Source organism: Streptomyces spinoverrucosus, assembly GCF_006539505.1.
Classification (GTDB): Bacteria; Actinomycetota; Actinomycetes; order Streptomycetales; family Streptomycetaceae; genus Streptomyces; species Streptomyces spinoverrucosus.
Window position 1 is genome coordinate 43,219 of the sequence record NZ_BJND01000005.1, and the last position, 16,933, is coordinate 60,151.

A 16,933-nucleotide genomic window follows, 5' to 3' on the forward strand; every position below is an offset into this window, starting at 1 on the left:
TGGTGGGTCAGGCGGCCGGGGTCAGGCGACGGTGTCGTTGGACTGCAGCCGGATGAACGGCTCCTCCAACACGGGCATGGCGTCGGATTCCATGCGGCCGATGAAGCCGATCTGGTTGGCCTCGGCGTACAGCTCGACCAGGCGCTGGATCTCGAACTGCAGGGCGTCGACGATCCAGTAGAAGGAGAAGTCGCCGAGCATCCCGATGTAGTCGTTGTCCGCCAGGGTCGACGGCGCGAACTCGGACAGGACGTGGGGGATCTCGAGGATGGTGTCCGGGGCGTCGCCGAGGCCGGCCTTCCAGATGTACTGGTCGTTGGCGTCCTTGATCTTGCGGACCTCGGCCAGGACCAGGCGGTGGAACAGCCACCGCGCCCGTGCGTGGTACTGCGGCTTGAGCGCGTACTTGGCGTCGATCAGCGCGTCCGCCGCGTAGCCGTTGGTGGCGTCGTTCACGAATCGCGTGCCGTCGGTCGGCACCTGCCGGTCCCGGCTGGTGGTGATGCCGCCGAGGTCGGCGTTGCCGACGGTGAACAGGCCCAGCGGCTTCTGGTTGCCGTCGCCGGTCATGAACGCGTTCTCCTGCGCGGTGGCGTGCCGGTAGGCCATGCGCTCGCGGACGATCTGCTCGGGGTCCATCGAGGCCCTGCGCAGCAGCGTGCGGGAGACCTTGACGCGCTTGGCGAGCGGGTGCGGGCGCAGCTCGCGCTTGCCGAAGCGCAGGCCGTCGTCCTGGCTGCCGGTGCCGACCTCGCTCGTCCAGGTGGCGTCGGCCAGGTCGGCGTCGCGGGTTGGGACGCCGAGGGATTCGGCGGTCGTCAGGCGCATGACGGTGGCCAGGCCGCGCAGCGGCAGCTGGTCGTCGACGTTGGCCAGGAGCCGGTTGACGAATTCCTCGGGCGCGACGAGGAACCCGCCTTCGGGGTCGTTGCCGGCGTTGAGCGCGCGCACGTGGTCGGCGGTCAGGCCGGGGCGGCCGTCGCGCAGGTAGGCGTTCCAGGCGTCCATGCGGGCGGCCTCGGCGCCGCCGCGGTTGCCCGGGCGGCCGTCGTCGGGGATATCGTCGATCCCCTGGCGGTCCTGCTCCAGGAGCCGTTCCATCCGCTCGATGGTGCGGTCGACCTGGTCGCGCTCGTCCATGAGCGCGTCGAACTTGGTCTCCTCGTCCGGCGTCATGGCCCGGTTGCCATCCTGTGCAGCCTGCATGATCGCCGTGGCCTCGTGGCCGAGCGAGCTGCGCTTGTTCTTCAGCTCGCGGATCTTCAGGGTGGTCATGTCTCCGTCCCCTTCTGGGTGTGGGTGGTGCCGCCCGCGGTGCGGGGGCGGAAGTCAGTGGGTGCGCAGGCCCGCCAGGCGCAGCAGTCGCTGCTCGCGGCGGGCGCGCGCCTCGTCGTCCTCGTCGTCGTCCGCGCCGCCGGCCGCGTCGAGCAGCTCCTGCAGGGCGCGCAGCGCGTTCTGGACGAGGGTCTTGTTCGCCTTGGACAGGACCGCGCCCGCGCGTACGTCGGTGAGTGCACGGGCCAGCGCGAGTTCGTCGGCGCGGCCGGATTCGACAATCGCGTTGGGGTCCATGGGCAGCGGGACGGCGGAGACCTCGAACAGCTCCCAGCCTTCCGGGGTGCCGCTGTCGTCGATGTTCCAGACGTCGAAGCCGATCGAGAACGCGTTCATCATCCGCTTGCGGTACTTGCGCTCGACACGGCGGGCGAAGTCGTCGTCCTGGTCGAAGACGATGTCCATCTTCAGGGCGTCGCCGTCGATCCACGTTTTGTCCGAGCGGCCGATCGGCAGGCCGTCGCGTCCCCAGTACGAATGCCCGTAGCCGACAACGGGGTTGGCCTGGAAGCGGCCGAGCTCGGCGCCCTTCATGGTGAGGTTGAGGCCGTCGCCCTTGCGGCCCTCGGTCGCTGCGACGATCGTCAGCGGCTTGCCCCCCGCGTCGTCGCCGACGTCGTCGTTGTCGGCGCGCAGCACGAAGCCGCGCATGTAGTGGCGCTGGCCCTTCATCGGTCCCTCCCGGGGTGGTTGATCTGCCGGTTGCGCGGCGGGGGTTGCTGGCGTACGGCCTCGAAGCGGACGTCATTGCGGCCGCAGGAGGCGCCCCGTTCGTGCCACCAGGCGCGGGAAGGGCCGCGCTCTGCGGGGGCGAGGCAGGCCGTGCAGCGGCCCGGCTCGATGAGGTTCCTCATACGACGGGCACCACCTGGCATCTGCAGCCGGCGTGAACGGGCGGATGGAAGGTGTTCCGCTTGGCCTTCAGCGCCTCGCCGTCCTCGCCCTCGACCTCGTCGCCCTTGGCGATGAACGGCTCCTCGATGGCGATCGTGCGGCCGTCGAGCTTGGTGCAGTACGGGCAGTGCTGCGAGCCCTGCGTGACCCACTTCAGCTCACGGACGCCGGCGTCCTTCCACGTCTCCCTGGCGGCTGCGTTGGGCAGCTGGCTGGACTCCCACCGCGCGGTCTGTGCGGGCCGCTCCTCCTGCCATTTGATGAGCCGCTCGACGATCGCCTCGGCCGCGTCCTCCTGGGTGTCCGCGGCGTCCGTCTTCTTGCGTAGCTGTCCGAACGACGAGGACAGGCGGTAGGCGACGTGCGCGAGGGTGTACGCGTGCGCCCAGGTGGACAGGTCCACGTCGTCCTCGTGGCCGACCTCCTCGGCGGCGTCCTCGGCGACGTCGGCGGCGAACGCGGTGATGATCGGCAGCCACAGCGCGGTCATCGCCTCGGCGATCGGGCCGTCCTTGCCGTACAGGACGGACAGCGCGGCGAGGAACGCGGACGTCGACCGGGCGCCGCGGCCGCCGGGCACCAGGTGCTCGTCGACCAGGGCGCCGACCTTCTCCCGCTCAAGGTCGGCGATCTCCTGGTCGGCCTCCTGGATCTTGGGTGCCCAGGCGTCGGCGATCCGTTCGCGGGCGGCGATGCCGCGGCCGTGCAGCAGGCGCGCGTACCGGCGCACGCTCGCCCGCGCGTCGTCGACGTCCTCGCTGTCGTCGACGTCGGCGGGCGCCGGGGCGGTCTCGCCGGCGGGGACCATGTTGAGCGGGACCAGGTAGGCGTCGCCGCCGTCGACGGGGTTCATGTTCTCCCGCTCGCGGACGTCGTTCGCGCTCAGCCAGCCCCACTGGCGGCCGACGGCGTACGCCTGGTAGCGGGCCATGGTGTTGCCGCGCAGCAGAGCGTCGACCAGGTGCTCGGGGAAGAACCTGACGCGTTCCTCGGGCAGCAGCAGCTGGGTGAGGATGGCCTGCTCCCAGCGGGTCAGCCACGCGCTCAGCGCGCTGCTGACGTAATCGATCTGCTGTTCTTCGATGTTGCTGAAGGTGGCGCGCTCGAGGTCGCCGACCTTGTGCGGGGGCAGGCGCAGCCACCGCGCCATGTCGGTGACCTGCAGCTTGCGGGTCTCGAGGAACTGGTTGGCGTCGTTGGGTAGGCCGACCTGTTGCCAGGTCACCCCTTCCTCGAGGATCGCCACGCGGTGTGCCCGGTCGATGCCGCGGTGGATGTTCTCCCAGTCGTCGGCCATCCGCTTGCGGGCCTCGGGTGAGAGGTTCTCCGGGTGCGACAGGGCGCCCGCCGGCGCGGCCCCGTTGGAGAACGTCTTGGCGCCGTAGTGCTCGGTGGCCAGCCCGAGGCCGATGGAGTTCGCGGCGAGCTCGACGACGGAGTAGCCGGTCACGCCGTCGTCGCCGAGCCCGTTGATGCACAGGAACTCGCCCGGGGCGAGGTTGGCGTAGATGCCGTTGACGTCGTCGCGGTATTGCACCCACCGCTCGACGCGGCCCTTGCCCAGCTGCCGGACCTTGATGCGCACCCGGTCGGGGCGCAGCGGCCACAACTCCTCGATCACACCCGTGCGTTCGTGCGTGACCACGTACGCGACGCCGCGGCCCCAGGTGATGGCGTGGCCCTGCAGGGCCTCCTTGAAGGCCATCGCGCCCATCATGTCGTTGGGCGCGTCGTGCAGCAGCGGGTACAGCGGGTGCGACGTCGCCCGCCGCTTGCCCCGGCGGATCCGCTCGTACAGGAACAGCGGCAGCAGGCCGAGGTCCTCGGCGATGACGCGGACGCCGGCGAAAAACGGCGCGTACATCATCGCCGTGTCGTAGTCGACGCGGACGCCGGCGGAGTTGGCCATGTCGCCGCGGAACCAGTCGATGACCCACTTCTCGGGGGTGGCGAGCGAGGACAGCGGACCGGCCGAGGCTCGGGCCACTGTCCGGACCGCGGAACGCAGCAGCCCCATCACGCACCGCCCTTCGTCGCGTCGATGAGCTCCTGGCGTACGGCGGCCCGCTCGGCGAGGACGGAGCCGCACAGGCCGACGCCGAGGAGGACGGCGCCGCCGACGGTCAGGCCCAGCCATGGTGCGATCAGCCACAGGCCGGTGCCGAGGAGCACGATCCCGAGCAGCGCGAGGACGTCCCAGCGGTCCACCTGTCACCTCCTGTTGGGGTCACAGGGCCATGCCCTGGCTCTCGTAGACGGACGGCTTGGGCATGCCGCGCATCGCGCCGTCGACGGCGAACAGCAGCGAGGGGATGCCGTCGATGCGCTTGCCGGTCTTGTCGCGGTCGGGCTTTACCGGGCGCAACCTGTCCGGATCGTCACGCGGCGACTTCTTCTCGACGGTGTCAGCCATCCACCGGGCGACGGGGTTGCCGAAGTGCGCAAGCTCGGAGGCCTTCAGGCGGCGCATGAGCTCGCTCATGGGCGCGGTCATGCGCAGGTACGTCGTGTCCGACTCGATCATCTTCAGCCGCGTACGTTTCGTGATCGCCTGCCGTACGGGCTCACCCGACCACTTGTCGTACGTGACGTTGACGATCTTGAAGTGCTTGTGATCGGCTTCGATGTCGTCGTAGATCCGGTCGTAGTCGATCGTGTCGCCCTCGGTCTCGGTGACCCAGCCGTCCCGCACCCACTCCTCGAACTTGCCGTTGGTGTAGTCGCTGAGGACCGGGGTGATGGACTCCGGCACCCAGAACCGCCACAGCGCCGAGCCGTCGGGGAACAGCAGCGTGAACGCGGTCAGGTCGAGCTTGCTGGACAGGTCGAGTCCGCCCCAGCAGCGCTCGCCCTTCAGCCGCTCCCGCACCCAGTCCGGCGTGGGGGCGATTTCCCGGGTGCACGCGTTCCACAGGTCCATGGAGATCCACCGCGTCACCTGGCTCACGCGCTGGTTCAGGCGGAACTGGCGGAACCCGTTCTCGGCCTTGATGTCCTTGCGGGCCTCCTCGGCCTCCTCGCGGAGCGCCGAGATGGACAGGAAGCTGCCGAGCGCAGGGTTGGGCCAGGCCCAGTTCCGCTCGTCCCACGGGTCCAGTGAAACGGGCAGCTCGGGGCGGGCGGGGAACAGCCGCCATAGCCGCTCGAGCTCGTCGACCGTGCGTGGCATCTTCCGCACGAACACGAAGTGGTGCGGTGCCCGGGCCGGGTCCTCCATAACCCGGTCGGCCTCGTCGATGAAGTCCGCACCGAACGAGGCGCCGTCGGTGGTCTCGGTGGTAATGGCCAGCATCAGCGGCTGTACGCGCGCGCCGGCGCCCGTACGCATGGCCTTCCACAGCTTGTCATCCGGCTGCGACAGGACCTCGTCGAGGATGAAGCAGTGCGGGCTGTGGCCAAGTTCATTGTCCGCGTCGGACGGGATGGCCTCGTAGTGGCTGCCGGTCTTCTCGTCGACCAGGCGGCGGACGTTCTTGATGTGCGTCAGCCGCTCGTTCAGGATCGGCGACTTCTTCACCATCTTGGTGGCGGGCTCGAACACCTTGCCCGCCTGGCGGGTGTTCGCGGCCGCGCAATAGACCTCGGCGGACTCCTCGCCGTCCGCGCACAGCATGTACAGCGCGATCCCCGACAGCAGGGCACTCTTGCCGTTCTTGCGCGCCATGACCACGGTTGCGCGGGTGTAGCGGCGGACGTAGCGGCCCCACTGCTCGGACCAGATCACCTCGCCGAACAGCGGCCGGATGATCTCGTGCTCCTGCCACGACGCGAGCTCGAAGCGGGTGTTGGCCAGCGCGCCGGCAGGATGGATGAGCAGCTCGGCGAAGAACTTGACGACCTTGTCCGCGCGCGGCTCGCAGTAGTGCGCGCCGCGGCGACCGCAGGTCTTGCCGTCGAGCGTGTACCCGCACACCGGGCCGCGCCGGCTGTTCGGCCGCCACCGCTTGTGGTGGTCGACTCGGACCGTACGGCGCCGCCGCGCCGGGCGCGTTGCGGCCTTGCTACGGGCGGGCCGGGTGGTGGTGCGCGCGGCAGCCATGGCGCCCTCCCTGCGTCAGGACAGCAGCCGCTCCGCGCTCTTCCCGTCCCCCTGGTTGGGGATCTTCAGCTGGGCGCGGTCGCTGGGGGTCAGGCCGAAGCGGGCGCCGTAGCGCTGCACCTGGGCGTCGGCCGCGTCCAGCGCCATCAGCCAGGGGTTCTTGCCGCGGCGGTGGCCGACCAGGTCGCCGTTCTTGTTGAACACCGGCAGCTCGACGACGGCGCCCTCCTCCTCGACGTGCTCGGCGGCGTCCCGCCGGCGGGCCACCGCGTCGCACCAGTTGGCGAAGGCCTCGGTGTCCCACGGCGTCAGCACGCGCTTGGCCTCAAGGTCGCCGGCGAACTGCTCCCACACCTCGAGGGCTGCGTCACTCAGCCAGTCCGGCGGCAGGACCTCGCCGACGTCGGGCTGCGGCTCGTCGGTGTTGATCCGGTCCTTGCGGTCGCCGTGCAGCACGCGCAGGGCGGTCGGCTTCCCGGCGGGTCCACGCTGCCCCATGACCACCTCCACGGTCACGCACAGTTACGGTCGGCCGCCCTGGTACGGCGGTTCCCGTTACCTGTCAGCGCGGGAGGGGGCTCCCCCCCGCGTTCCGACGTCCCCCGGCCCCAGAGATCCGAGGCCCCCTCCCCTCCGGGTCCTGTCACACTCCGTCAGAACGGAGGATCGTCCCGCGGCGCGGCGGCCCACCCCCCGGGCTGATGCCGGCCGGTCTCCTTCGAGTGGCACGGAGGGCAGAGGCCTCGGCCGTAGTTCGGGTGGTGCTCATCCAGGCCGCGGGCCCGCAACTCGCGCTTGGACAGCGGGTAGTGGTCGGCATGCTCGCTGCGCGCGCCACACGGTGAGCCGTGCCCGTGCTCGGTGTTTGTGCACATGCAGGTCGGGTTGCGGGCGAGGACGCCGGCGCGGAAGCGGTCGCGGTGCTCGGCGTCGTAGCCCTGGGCTGAGGCCGAGGGGCGTGGGCGGCGTGAGCGGCCCAGGCACTCTACGCACTTGGCGCTGCCCTTGACGGGCTTACCTGCACAGCCTGGTGTGGTGCAGGGGCGTTGCGCGCGGGAGGGCACGGGGTCACCTCCACGCGTGGCGGGGATGGGTGCGGCCCCGTACCTGGTGGGTACGAGGCCGCGTGGTGGGCGCTGAGCGCCAAGGCGGTAGTCAGGAGCCGCCGGGGTCGGGGCAGTCGATCTCGGTGTGGGGCCACTCGTCGGCGGTGATACGGCCGCCGGTCTGGACGTTGGCGGTGGCCTCGTCGGCGTAGTACTCGGCGCGGCAGACGATGGTTCCGGCGTCCTTGGTCCGGACGACCTGGACGCTGAGGGCCTTGCGGTCGCCAGCGTTGGAGCCGATCCAGTCCTGGATGGCGGCGGTGGCGCTGTTCGCGGTGGCGTTCTCGACGAGCAGTTCGACGGCGCGGTCGGTGTTCTTGATGACGCTGTAGGCCGGCACCTCGGTCTTGGGTGTCGCGGCGTTGCCCGAGGCGTCGTCTGTGTCGCTGCTGCAGCCGACGAGGGCTGCAGCGAGCAATGCGGTTGCGGCGGCCGCGGTGATGCGGATGCGCATGGTCGTCCCCCCAGGGAGCAGTTGAGGCTGAGGCGCCATCATGCGATGCGTGGGGATCGCGTGTTGCTGCTGTGACGGGACTGTGACGGAGTGTTCAGGCTTACTGTGCGCTGATGCCGACGAGGCGTAGGGCTCGCTGGCGGGTTGCGAGTTCGGCGTGCGCGAGGTCTGGGATGGCGTAGAGGGGGCGGCCGTGTTCGTCGAGGCCGGCGGGCTGGAGGTGGCCGCGGGTGACCCAGTTGCAGATGGCGGAGCGGGTGACGGCGGCTGCGGTGGCGCTGACGGTGCGGCGCCATTGGGTGGCGAGGGCGGCGGCCTGGGCGCCGGTGTAGAGCTCGCCGGGCATGTGCGGCACCTCCCCGGGATGTGCCGCAGCCCCGGTCCTGGGTGGTCCGGGGCTGCGGTGTGGGCGCCGGGACGCGATGCCGGCACGGTTAAATCTGAGGTCTGGGCACACGTGTGGTGCTGGCACCATGTTCACGCTAAGTGCCGATCTTGTCCAGCGAATGGCACGGCCAGCCTCGAACGGGTGTGCGGTGCGGGTCGTCAACCCTCCACGTTCGCATTCAGGTCCTCTCGCATCGCCATGTGTACGAGCTGCAGGGCGTCGAGGTACTTCCGCATGTGCTCCCCGCCGTGGGTCTGGACATTGGCGCCTTCAATGATCAGGTCCCGCAGGTCCCGCGCGCACCGGTCAAAGTCCCGTGCCAGCGACAACACGGGCTCAGGGGCCAACACTGCAAGCTCGTAGCGTGGGGCGTAGCAGGCTGCGTATGCGGTGAATGCCCGGTACCCACGCTCCTCGTCCGTCAGGCCCGAGGCGACGGAGAGGACACGGAGTTGGGTGCGCATCTCGGCATGGGCAGCGAGGTAGCGTGCATACACCTCTTGCTTCGCCTTGCGGCGCTCAATGCGGTCCTCCCGGCGCTCTCGGCGTCCCTCAACGAGAAGGGCCGAGCCGAGAGCGATGACCGCTCCGAGAAGAGTTCCTAACAGAGGTAACCACGTCATCCGATGACCGTAGGCGCCAAGGAGGTTAGCAGTACGCCGTACTTGCTGACTGGCCAGCTGACTCTGAGGAAAATGGCCAACCACCGTTGACCACGAGCTGCTCACCAGCGGACTTCCCAATGCCACTGGCCACCTACCGCTGGAGGTCCAATCGAGACTGGGCAGTCAGTCGGTGTGGCCGCGTCGGTATCCGCGGCGGCCCTCGAGGGTTTTGGTCACGGTGAGGCCCGTCCAGCGGTTCACGCCGCTGGTGGTGTCGTCGGGCTTGGGCCAGCGGCCGCGGGTGAGGTCGGCGCGGATGGTGGCCGCTTTGATGCCGATGCCGGCGGCCTCGAGGTCCTGGGCGGTGTAGAGGCGGCGGGCCTCGAGCTGGACGGCCTGGCGCTCGACGTGGTCGCGTACGAAGTCGGCGATGTTCTGGGCGTCGTACTCCTTGTAGCGGCCACGTTTGCCGACCGGGTCGGGCCATTGGGGGTGTTGGGCCCAGGTCTTGGTGACGGTGTGCTGGCTCACGCCGTACGTATCGGCGATTTCGGGGGTGATCAGGCGGGGCCGGTCTACCATGGTGGTGATTTCTCCTTTGCGGAGTTTTCAACTGGCGGGGCCGACGCACTCTCACCCCCGGGCGACCGGGGCAGCGTCGGCCCCTTTTGCTGTGCGTGAGAGCGGGTGGGGCGGGGTTGAGGCTTCCGGGAGGAGGGCCCGCCCCGGGCTGGCTGCGCGGGGCGGGCGGTGCGGCTACGACTCGTCGTCGTCCAGCTCGCCGTTCTCGATCATCTCGGCGATGGTCGTGAATCGGGCGATTGCGAACTGTGCCGCGTCGAGCCGCCAGGGAGCGGGTCCGGCCAGCTGTCGCAGGACGAGCATCTCGTAGGCGGTGAGCCACTCGAGGATGAGGTGTCCGTAGGCGGTCTGGCGCATCTCGGGTATGGGCTCTTCCTCGATGAGGTGGCGCGCCCTGTCGAGCGCGATCACCGCTTCGTGGTTGGGCCCGTCCTCCCCGACGAAGTCGGGGAGGCTGACCGGGATGGGGAGGTCAAGCAGGAGTTCCCGCAGGTACCCCAGCATCCCCAGGACGGTCTCCCCGAGATCGAGGAACCGCTCCCTGTCGCCATGGTCTGCCATGGCTTCTCCTCTCTGGAATTTTCAACTGGCTGTCAGGTCCGGGGCTCTCACCCCCCGCCCTGACATGTCTAACTTTACAGCACTCGCTTCTAGAATTACAACACCTCTTGGGTGGTGAATTGAGAGAGCCCCCCGGCTGGATGCCGGGGGGCTGGGGTGGGTCAGCCAGCGTTGGCCAGGAGCCAGACCAGCAGGGTCCTCAGTGCGTCATCTGCGTGGAGCAGGTTGACGCCGACCCCTTCTGCCCGGGTCTGGTCGTACCTCGTGGCGCAGAGCGCGTAGAGGTCGATGGCGGCCAGGAGGTGGATGCAGCCGGTGAACAGGTGCGCCTCCTGGTCCTCGCCCATCGGCTGCTCCCCGGCCAGTGCGGCAGCCCGCCGGATGGCGGGGACTGCGGCCGATGTGGGGATGCGCCGGTCGGTCGGCATGCTGACGGGCACGGGCAGTGCCTGGCACACGTCGACCAGCAGCGAGTACGTCACGGAGATCGAGTGGGCGAGCGCCGACATGATCTCGTCGTCACGGTCAGCCATTGGCTTTCCTCTCTGTGGAGTTTTCAACTGGCTTGTCTGGTACGGGACTCTCACCCCCCGCCCTGACGCTTCTAACTTTACAGCACTCACTTCTAAGATTGCAACATCCTGGGGTGAGGAAAAGGCCCCGGCCCGCCACGGGCCGGGGCCGTGGGCTCGGTCAGGCCAGCTGCCAGCCGGACAGGCGGTCGTCGTCGCCGACGGCGGCCGTCAGCCGCTTCCCGGCCAGCTGGTCGACGGGGACTCCGACCGCCGCGGCGATCTCGGCGGCTGGGTAGCGCTGCGGCTCGGCGCGCTCCTCGGGCGGGACGTCGGCGACGATCTCGGCCTGGTCGCCGAAGAGCAGCAGGACTCGGACAGTGACGCGTTCGGTGGACATGTGGGTCATCCTCTCGTGTGTAGCGATCAGCAGGGCGGTGCGGTACAGGCGGGGCATGACCCGCTTGGCGTGGTCGGTGTACTCGGCGGGGGTGAGGAGCAGTCCGCACAGCGTGCACTCGATGTAGGGCTGCCAGTCCTCCTCGACGAGCCCGAACCCCTGGCACGAGGGGCAGGGGGCGTCTTGCCGGTGGCGCTGCGGCTCGGTGCGGGTGATGGCCCGTACGCGGCCGATCAGCTCGGCGAGCTCCTGGTGGAAGTCGCCGACCCAGTCCCGGGTGAGGGCGTACGGCAGGTGGGCGGCGAGGTAGCCGGTGTAGCCGCGTACGGGGTGGAGCCGGGGCAGGGGCTTGCCGAGGTCGTCGGCGAGGAGCTGGGCCCAGGAGTGGAGGACGGCGGGCACGGGTGTGGGACCGGTCTGGTCGCTGGGATGGTCGCGGACGGTGCCGGGCGCGGCGGGGCCGAGCAGGTTGAGGACATCGAGGCGTACGGGCAGCGGCGAGTGGGCGCGGCCGCCGTGGACGCTGCCCTGGGTGGGTGTGCGGTCATGCTGCAGGGAGGCCTCCAGCAGGGGCAGTTGGTAGGTGAGCTCGCGTAGCCACGCGCGGATCCGGTGCTCGCAGCGCCCGCACGTCACGCGGTGGGCCTCGTCGGGGCGCAGCGGGCGGCCGCAGGTGGCGATGGTGCAGTTGCTCACGGTCGTCCTCCTGGCGGCTGGGGGTTGAGCCTCGCGCGCGTACCTGCGTTTCGCGCGCGCGATCGCAGGCGCGCGCGTACGCGCGCGAGGAGGCCGAGCGTGCAGCGGGTGACGAGGGCGGCGGCGAGGACCAGGGCGAGGGCGGCGAAGATGCCGGCGGCGAGGCCTGCGGCGCCGACGACCTCGGGGTGGTCGGGGCAGAAGGCGGTGGGTGGGCAGTTGGTCATCGCGTCGGATTGCTTCGCTCGGTGGTGGGCAGCGCGTTGATGGCGCGGCATGTCCGCAAGTCGCGGCGGCGCTCGCGCCACTGCTGCTGCCGTTCGAGCGCGTGGCCGATGGCGGCGTACAGGGCGGCCCCGAGGAGGGCGACGAGGGCCAGGCCGATGGTGGAGCACAGGCCGCCGAGCGCGGCGATGGTGAAGATCTGGGTCGGGGTCATGGCGTCTCTCCGAAGAGTGCGGGGCGGTTGTTCATCGGCCCCACCTGCGGATGGGGCGTACGCCGAGCCGCCCGCGCGGGACGCGCGGCGCGGGGGCACGGCGGGGTGCGGGGACGGGGCAGGTCGCGACGTGGGGCATGTGCAGGTTCTCGCCGGCCTCGGGGGTGGGCCGCTCACGGGTGAGCTGCCGCACCAGCCAGCGGCCGGTGTGGTCCTGGCGTACGGCCTGGTTGCCGTCCTCGTTGCGGTCGCGGTCGACGGCCTGGGTGTTCTGGTGGGAGGTGACGCACCAGATGACCGGGCGCAGGCATCTGGGGCAGTGGCCGGGGCCGTTGGGGGCGGGCGGGCGCGGTGTCGGGTAGGGCATCGCAGGTGAAGTTCCTTTCACGTGCCGGTGGGTTGGGCTGGTCGGCAGGTGGCGCAGAGCCTGTTCGGAAGGGGCTGGCGTGAGGGCGCGTAGCAGTGGGCGCATTCGTGCCAGAAGGCATGGGGTGGATGGGCGGCGCGGATGCGGGCGGCGGCGAGTTCGGCGCAGGCCTTGCAGGGGGCGCCGGTGTAGCGCTGGAAGCCGTAGTGGCAGTCGGCGGTGCCGCACTTGCCGGGGCGTACGGGCAGGGCGGCGCCGAGGATCCACCGGCCCGGGTCGGTCAGTTCGTCGGGCGGGGTCCAGTCGCGCAGCCGCTGCAGCTGGTCGCGGATGTCCTCGGCGAGGATCCCGGTGTCGAGCTGGCGGCCGATCTCGCGGGCGATCCGGCGGACCAGGTATGGGCTGATGCCGGGCAGCAGGTCGCGTACGGGCTCGAGGACGGCCCACACGCGCGGGCTGAGGGTCAGCGCCGGTCCGTCGTACGGGCGGCGTGACGGCGGCACGGGCGGCCGGAACGCGGCGGGGGCTACTGGAGAGTTACCCCCAGCATGGTTACCGGCGGTATCCACAGGATTGGCGGGCTTACTACCGGTACCTCGCCTACGGCGGAAAGAACCACGCTCCTGCGTGCTCCTCGCGTCAGTCAGTCCAGTGTCTTCCTTGATCGCGAGGGATCCGCCATCCGGGTCCGGACCGGATCCGCCATCTGTGTCCGGACCCGCCGGGGCGGGGACCGGGTGGAGGGGGGCGTCGTGGACGGTGATGTGGTGGCGTCCCTGACGGCCCGCGCGGCGGTGGACGGTGATCCAGCCCAGCGCTTCCAGCTCGTCGACCAGGCGCCGCGCGGACCGCTCGGAGACGGCCAGGAGTGAGGCGAGCTCGGCAGCCGTCACAGGCGTGTTCGTGGCCTCGGCGTAGGTGAGGGCGCAGTACGCGGTGAACAGGGCCGGGCGCAGTGTCTTCGCCGCGCCCACGGGCACGTACGCGAAGTGCTCGCCCGGTGCGACGGGCCGCATGCGGCGCTCGGCGCTCTCGCCCTTGCCGCCGGCGGCGGTGTGGCGGGTCACCTCCATCTCGGGAACACCGTCCGGGCCGGGCGCGGCGAGCTCGGCCAGGCGCCGCTCGGCGGTGCGTTTGCCGTCGCCCATGTAGGCGGCGAGCGTGGCGACCGTGGCGCGGCAGCGGCGGCCGCGCTGGGCCAGGGCGGCGACCTGGGCGGCGTAGCGGACCGCGCCGTGCGAGTAGTGCCCGCTGCCCCACACCCGCTTCGCGACCTTGACCTTCTGCCCCCACCACGGCGGCAGGACCGTTTCTGCCCGGCCAGCACCACCGGCCCCGCCACGACGGTGGCGGGGCTCAGCAGCGCTGGCGGGCAGACGGTTCACGAGGTCCTAACTGGTGTCGTCGGCGAGCTCGTCGTCGCCGGCGGGGACGGTGTAGGTGGCGCCGCAGGGCGCGGTCCGGATGCCGGGGCCGGTGTGGCGGTGGAGGTGTCCGCAGCCGCCGGGGCCGTCGCAGCGCACCGTGTACTCGGTGCGGCCCGACGTCACGATCGGGTCCGCGGGCACGGCGGCCGGACCGCCCCAGCGCGGCGGGTCAGCGGGCAGCAGCGATAACTGCTGCTGGTGGCTACTCACCGGCGCCGCCGGTACTGGGAGGCTCGCGGCGAACGCCGGCGGGCGGCAGGGTGAGGGTGACCGGCCGCGGCCGCGGCTCGTCCCAGCCGTGGATGGACGGGCGGGCAATGTAGCCGTCGTGTTCCAGCTGGGTCAGGGACAGGCGGACGTAACGGCCGCGCAGCCCCGCCTCGACGGTCAAGTTCCGGGCGTCCTGGACGTTCCCGGCGGGCAGGTAGCCGCTGTCCCCGGCGTGGTGCGCCAGGATCAGCGCGACCAGACGCGCGTTCGCGTGCAGATCGCCAGCCATCACGGCCTGCTCCCACACACGGCGGTCGTAGCGCTGCCCGGGCGCCTCGGCGGCCGCCCGGCGGTGCGCGGCCGCAGCCAGGTCGCCCGGCGTGGGTATCGGTCTGGTGAGTGCGTCAGCCACGGGTGGGCTCCTCTCTCGGGCCCGGGCATGCCCGGGCGTGGTCGTGATCGATGCGGGCGGTGAGGTGCGCGACGTCGGTGGGCCCGAAGGCCTCGCTCACGCAGCCGTGTTGGCAGGTGAACCGCGCCCAGGGCAGGCGCAGCCACACCCGGCGGTGGTAGTGCCAGACGCCGCAGTCGACCCACAGGCCGTACAGCTCGGCGGGCGCCCACCAGCCAGCCACGGCCGCTACCTGCCGTCCCCGACAGCCGACGTGGCCGGGCGCGGGGGCGGGTTGGGGCTGGGCTGCGGGGTGGCGGCCGACGGCGGGCCGTCGCAGCCGGCCACGGCCAGCACCGCGGCGGCCGCAGCCGCAGCCAGCACGGCCCATACGCGGATCAACACCAGCCACCTCCAAGGAGATTCGGTCGTGCGAGGGGTGGGGCGCCCGCCCCGCAGCGGGGGCGTGGCGGGGCGGACGGCCCGGTCATCAGGCGGCCCGCCGCAGCGAACCGGGGCGCAGCCGCATGTCGACCACGTCGAAGGACTGGCCGTCACGCAGCAGGCCGCTGGCCCGGGCGCGGCGGTAGACGCCGGCCAGCCGGTCGACCGCGAAGTTCACGATCTCCTCGGCCGTCGCCCGGGTGTGCTCCAGCAGGGCCAGGTCCTCGGCGAGCCCGGGGAACTGGTCGAGGTCGATTACCAGGCGTCGGCCACCGGCCGGGCCGTCACCGACCAGCGCGGCCAGGTGGCCAGCCACCCGGTCGGCCACGGGCCTGGGCGGCTCGGCCGCCGGCCGCACGATGTCGGCCACCTCGTCGGCTGCCTCGGCCACCGGCTGAGGCAGCGGCCGGTCCAGCAGCTGCTCGGCCGCGTACCGGGTGATGCCCAGCTCGCGGGCGATCCGGCGCGCGCCGTAGCCGAGCTCGGCCCGCAGGCGGTGGGCCTCGGCGTGCGGGTCGACGGCCCTCACTCGTCCACGTCCCGGAAGTCGTCGGCGTAGTCCTCCGGACCCAGGGCGGTGGCCATGCCCTCGGCCGCCCACTCGTCTTCGGCGCGCGGGTCCGGCAGAACCGGCAGCGTGACGACGACCGCCAGCTGCACGCCGAACGCCGCAAGTTCGTTCTCCTGCGGCAGCTTGAGAACCATTTCGCCGGGCGCACCGGGCGCGGGCCCCACGTACCGCTCGTCGAGGCTGTCGCGGTAGCCGGTGAACCCGGACGCATGGTCGACGGCCGCGTCGAGGTCCTCGTACAGGCCTGCGAAGTGGACGTCGTTGACCTTCGCGCCGACGGTGACCACCGCGTGCAGCTGCTCGGGCAGTGCGGGGCACTTGTGCGGCGGCTCGGTGTAGTCGGCGTCGGGGCTGTGGGCGCCGTGGTGGCCGCGCGGCCGCGCGCAGTCGGCGTGCTCGGGCATCGGGCCAGGCACGCCGCACGGGGGCAGCGGCTTGTCCGACCGCAGCCGGGCGAGCGCGAGTTCCGGCTCACCGCGCTCGAGGTAGCGCTTCGCCTCACGCACGGCACTGGCGAGGGCCCTCGCCGCTGTCAGGGTGCCCGCGACGACCGCGCCACTCAGGTTGCGGGAGGCGCCGTGGTGCACGACCAGGCCGTCACGGACGATCGTCAGCCGCTGCGGGCCGGCCTCGAACCACAGCTCGTACAGCGGGTCGTCCGCGGCGTCGACGGCGCAGCCGCCGACCATGCCGTCGGGCTCCTCGCCCTGCCAGGTGTGACCGACCAGCTGCATGCTCTTCAGGCCGCCGCCGACGTCGCCGATGACGTACGTCTCGCCGAACACCGGCAGCGTGGGCGTGGCCTCGTAGTGGACGTGCACCAGGTCCCCGGAGCGGACCGGGTACCACGGCGCCGACTCCAGCTCGGTGCCGGCGGACGTGAGGGCGTCGAGCTCGCCGACGAGGTCCCGGCGCCGCTTGGCGTCCTCGGCCTGCTGCAGCGGGCTCGCCCAGCGGGGGCTGCGGGGGCGGCCGTACAGGCGGGTGAAGATGTGCTCGGCGAGTCCGGCCGGCCGCCCGGACCACGTGTTCTTCTTCTCGCCGGTGCCGGGCAGTGTCTCGGTGACCTCGACGGTGAGGAACGCTGGCGTCGCACCGGGGATGAGTCGGTGGATGGCCTCGGTGATGATCTCAAGTCGCACATCGCGACGCATAAGGGTGTCCTTCGCGGTTGGTGCCCGGGCGGGACGGACAGGACCACGTCCCGCCCGGGGATCAGAGGGGTGGGTCAGGCGGTCGCGCGGATGGCGGCGGCGGTGAGGTCGGTGCTGGTGTGCCGCACCCAGGGCACGGCGAGCGCGTCGAGCGGTCTGCCGGGGGTGATGCGTCCCAGGCGTCGGCCGCACTGACAGGTGCCGACCAGGTCGCTGCCCTCGTGCGAGACGATCAGGGCATGGCCTGCCGCTTCGCTTCCGGCCAGGGCACCGGCGGTGGCCGCGTCCCATTTGGTGAGGGCGGTGTCGATGGCCTCGGCGAGCTGCGGCACGGTCGCCGTCCACTCCGCGACCGATG

General features: G+C 71.3%; 25 protein-coding genes. All 25 read right to left on the bottom strand.

From position 1 onward, the window contains the following. Positions 1–21: 21 nt before the first annotated feature. Entirely contained in the window at positions 22–1,275 is a 1,254-nt protein-coding gene (locus SSP24_RS03070) for a phage major capsid protein (protein WP_141307177.1), read from the bottom strand. A 54-nt stretch (positions 1,276–1,329) separates the two neighbouring features. Beyond that, complete coding sequence (locus tag SSP24_RS03075) at positions 1,330–2,007, bottom strand: HK97 family phage prohead protease (protein ID WP_141307178.1); 678 nt, start codon at positions 2,005–2,007, stop codon at positions 1,330–1,332. Next, positions 2,004–2,189, bottom strand: coding sequence for a hypothetical protein (locus tag SSP24_RS03080; RefSeq protein WP_141307179.1), 186 nt, complete (start codon positions 2,187–2,189; stop codon positions 2,004–2,006). Before SSP24_RS03080 ends, SSP24_RS03075 begins: the two co-directional genes overlap by 4 nt. Then, entirely contained in the window at positions 2,186–4,246 is a 2,061-nt protein-coding gene (locus SSP24_RS03085; protein ID WP_167529492.1) for a phage portal protein, read from the bottom strand. The genes SSP24_RS03080 and SSP24_RS03085 overlap by 4 nt, the downstream gene beginning before the upstream one ends. After that, positions 4,246–4,437, bottom strand: coding sequence for a hypothetical protein (locus SSP24_RS42645; protein ID WP_167529493.1), 192 nt, complete (start codon positions 4,435–4,437; stop codon positions 4,246–4,248). Before SSP24_RS42645 ends, SSP24_RS03085 begins: the two co-directional genes overlap by 1 nt. 19 nt (positions 4,438–4,456) lie before the next feature. Continuing rightward, a complete protein-coding gene (locus tag SSP24_RS03090) occupies positions 4,457–6,268 on the bottom strand; it encodes a terminase large subunit (protein WP_141307181.1) in 1,812 nt (603 codons plus the stop codon). Positions 6,269–6,283: 15 nt separating this feature from the next. Beyond that, positions 6,284–6,766 carry a phage terminase small subunit P27 family gene (locus tag SSP24_RS03095; protein ID WP_141307182.1) on the bottom strand — a complete coding sequence of 161 codons (483 nt, stop codon included), beginning with the start codon at positions 6,764–6,766 and terminating at the stop codon, positions 6,284–6,286. 657 nt (positions 6,767–7,423) lie between these two features. Next, positions 7,424–7,828, bottom strand: coding sequence for a hypothetical protein (locus tag SSP24_RS03105; RefSeq protein ID WP_141307184.1), 405 nt, complete (start codon positions 7,826–7,828; stop codon positions 7,424–7,426). Positions 7,829–7,928: 100 nt separating this feature from the next. Then, positions 7,929–8,174 (bottom strand): MerR family transcriptional regulator, encoded by a 246-nt coding sequence (locus SSP24_RS03110; protein WP_141307185.1) that lies wholly within the window; start codon positions 8,172–8,174, stop codon positions 7,929–7,931. 200 nt (positions 8,175–8,374) lie between these two features. After that, a complete protein-coding gene (locus SSP24_RS03115; RefSeq protein WP_141307186.1) occupies positions 8,375–8,839 on the bottom strand; it encodes a hypothetical protein in 465 nt (154 codons plus the stop codon). Positions 8,840–9,004: 165 nt separating this feature from the next. After that, positions 9,005–9,403, bottom strand: a complete 399-nt coding sequence (locus SSP24_RS03120; RefSeq protein ID WP_141307187.1) for a hypothetical protein — start codon at positions 9,401–9,403, stop codon at positions 9,005–9,007. 174 nt (positions 9,404–9,577) lie between these two features. After that, on the bottom strand, positions 9,578–9,964 hold the full coding sequence (locus SSP24_RS03125) for a hypothetical protein (protein ID WP_141307188.1): 387 nt from the start codon (positions 9,962–9,964) through the stop codon (positions 9,578–9,580). 161 nt (positions 9,965–10,125) lie between these two features. Then, entirely contained in the window at positions 10,126–10,497 is a 372-nt protein-coding gene (locus SSP24_RS03130; RefSeq protein ID WP_141307189.1) for a hypothetical protein, read from the bottom strand. A 160-nt stretch (positions 10,498–10,657) separates the two neighbouring features. After that, entirely contained in the window at positions 10,658–11,572 is a 915-nt protein-coding gene (locus tag SSP24_RS43825) for a hypothetical protein (RefSeq protein ID WP_229864782.1), read from the bottom strand. Then, complete coding sequence (locus SSP24_RS03140) at positions 11,569–11,799, bottom strand: hypothetical protein (RefSeq protein ID WP_141307190.1); 231 nt, start codon at positions 11,797–11,799, stop codon at positions 11,569–11,571. The genes SSP24_RS43825 and SSP24_RS03140 overlap by 4 nt, the downstream gene beginning before the upstream one ends. Beyond that, on the bottom strand, positions 11,796–12,011 hold the full coding sequence (locus SSP24_RS03145) for a hypothetical protein (protein WP_141307191.1): 216 nt from the start codon (positions 12,009–12,011) through the stop codon (positions 11,796–11,798). Before SSP24_RS03145 ends, SSP24_RS03140 begins: the two co-directional genes overlap by 4 nt. A 31-nt stretch (positions 12,012–12,042) precedes the next feature. Further along, positions 12,043–12,378, bottom strand: a complete 336-nt coding sequence (locus tag SSP24_RS03150) for a hypothetical protein (protein ID WP_141307192.1) — start codon at positions 12,376–12,378, stop codon at positions 12,043–12,045. 17 nt (positions 12,379–12,395) lie between these two features. Beyond that, positions 12,396–13,763 (bottom strand): SgrR family transcriptional regulator, encoded by a 1,368-nt coding sequence (locus SSP24_RS03155; protein WP_141307193.1) that lies wholly within the window; start codon positions 13,761–13,763, stop codon positions 12,396–12,398. 6 nt (positions 13,764–13,769) lie between these two features. Continuing rightward, complete coding sequence (locus SSP24_RS03160) at positions 13,770–14,015, bottom strand: hypothetical protein (RefSeq protein ID WP_141307194.1); 246 nt, start codon at positions 14,013–14,015, stop codon at positions 13,770–13,772. Next, positions 14,008–14,427, bottom strand: a complete 420-nt coding sequence (locus tag SSP24_RS03165) for a hypothetical protein (RefSeq protein WP_141307195.1) — start codon at positions 14,425–14,427, stop codon at positions 14,008–14,010. Before SSP24_RS03165 ends, SSP24_RS03160 begins: the two co-directional genes overlap by 8 nt. After that, the gene (locus SSP24_RS03170; protein WP_141307196.1) at positions 14,420–14,650 is read right to left on the bottom strand and encodes a hypothetical protein; all 231 of its coding nucleotides are present in this window, start codon (positions 14,648–14,650) and stop codon (positions 14,420–14,422) included. Before SSP24_RS03170 ends, SSP24_RS03165 begins: the two co-directional genes overlap by 8 nt. A gap of 5 nt (positions 14,651–14,655) precedes the next feature. Beyond that, on the bottom strand, positions 14,656–14,808 hold the full coding sequence (locus SSP24_RS42650) for a hypothetical protein (RefSeq protein ID WP_167529494.1): 153 nt from the start codon (positions 14,806–14,808) through the stop codon (positions 14,656–14,658). An 88-nt stretch (positions 14,809–14,896) separates the two neighbouring features. Beyond that, positions 14,897–15,379 carry a hypothetical protein gene (locus tag SSP24_RS03175; RefSeq protein WP_141307197.1) on the bottom strand — a complete coding sequence of 161 codons (483 nt, stop codon included), beginning with the start codon at positions 15,377–15,379 and terminating at the stop codon, positions 14,897–14,899. Then, positions 15,376–16,575, bottom strand: a complete 1,200-nt coding sequence (locus SSP24_RS03180) for a hypothetical protein (RefSeq protein ID WP_141307198.1) — start codon at positions 16,573–16,575, stop codon at positions 15,376–15,378. The genes SSP24_RS03175 and SSP24_RS03180 overlap by 4 nt, the downstream gene beginning before the upstream one ends. Before the next feature lie 74 nt (positions 16,576–16,649). After that, complete coding sequence (locus SSP24_RS03185; protein WP_141307199.1) at positions 16,650–16,907, bottom strand: hypothetical protein; 258 nt, start codon at positions 16,905–16,907, stop codon at positions 16,650–16,652. Positions 16,908–16,933 lie beyond the last annotated feature (26 nt).

Excerpts from the sequence above, each read along its gene's own strand:
- SSP24_RS03070 (WP_141307177.1), bottom strand. The coding sequence starts at position 1,275 with ATGACCACCCTGAAGATCCGCGAGCTGAAGAACAAGCGCAGCTCGCTC.
- SSP24_RS03080 (WP_141307179.1), bottom strand. The coding sequence starts at position 2,189 with ATGAGGAACCTCATCGAGCCGGGCCGCTGCACGGCCTGCCTCGCCCCC.
- SSP24_RS03095 (WP_141307182.1), bottom strand. The coding sequence starts at position 6,766 with ATGGGGCAGCGTGGACCCGCCGGGAAGCCGACCGCCCTGCGCGTGCTG.
- SSP24_RS03125 (WP_141307188.1), bottom strand. The coding sequence starts at position 9,964 with ATGGCAGACCATGGCGACAGGGAGCGGTTCCTCGATCTCGGGGAGACC.
- SSP24_RS03110 (WP_141307185.1), bottom strand. The coding sequence starts at position 8,174 with ATGCCCGGCGAGCTCTACACCGGCGCCCAGGCCGCCGCCCTCGCCACC.
- SSP24_RS03115 (WP_141307186.1), bottom strand. The coding sequence starts at position 8,839 with ATGACGTGGTTACCTCTGTTAGGAACTCTTCTCGGAGCGGTCATCGCT.
- SSP24_RS03130 (WP_141307189.1), bottom strand. The coding sequence starts at position 10,497 with ATGGCTGACCGTGACGACGAGATCATGTCGGCGCTCGCCCACTCGATC.
- SSP24_RS03150 (WP_141307192.1), bottom strand. The coding sequence starts at position 12,378 with ATGCCCTACCCGACACCGCGCCCGCCCGCCCCCAACGGCCCCGGCCAC.
- SSP24_RS03090 (WP_141307181.1), bottom strand. The coding sequence starts at position 6,268 with ATGGCTGCCGCGCGCACCACCACCCGGCCCGCCCGTAGCAAGGCCGCA.
- SSP24_RS03180 (WP_141307198.1), bottom strand. The coding sequence starts at position 16,575 with ATGCGTCGCGATGTGCGACTTGAGATCATCACCGAGGCCATCCACCGA.
- SSP24_RS03145 (WP_141307191.1), bottom strand. The coding sequence starts at position 12,011 with ATGACCCCGACCCAGATCTTCACCATCGCCGCGCTCGGCGGCCTGTGC.
- SSP24_RS03085 (WP_167529492.1), bottom strand. The coding sequence starts at position 4,246 with ATGGGGCTGCTGCGTTCCGCGGTCCGGACAGTGGCCCGAGCCTCGGCC.
- SSP24_RS03075 (WP_141307178.1), bottom strand. The coding sequence starts at position 2,007 with ATGAAGGGCCAGCGCCACTACATGCGCGGCTTCGTGCTGCGCGCCGAC.
- SSP24_RS03120 (WP_141307187.1), bottom strand. The coding sequence starts at position 9,403 with ATGGTAGACCGGCCCCGCCTGATCACCCCCGAAATCGCCGATACGTAC.
- SSP24_RS03105 (WP_141307184.1), bottom strand. The coding sequence starts at position 7,828 with ATGCGCATCCGCATCACCGCGGCCGCCGCAACCGCATTGCTCGCTGCA.
- SSP24_RS03140 (WP_141307190.1), bottom strand. The coding sequence starts at position 11,799 with ATGACCAACTGCCCACCCACCGCCTTCTGCCCCGACCACCCCGAGGTC.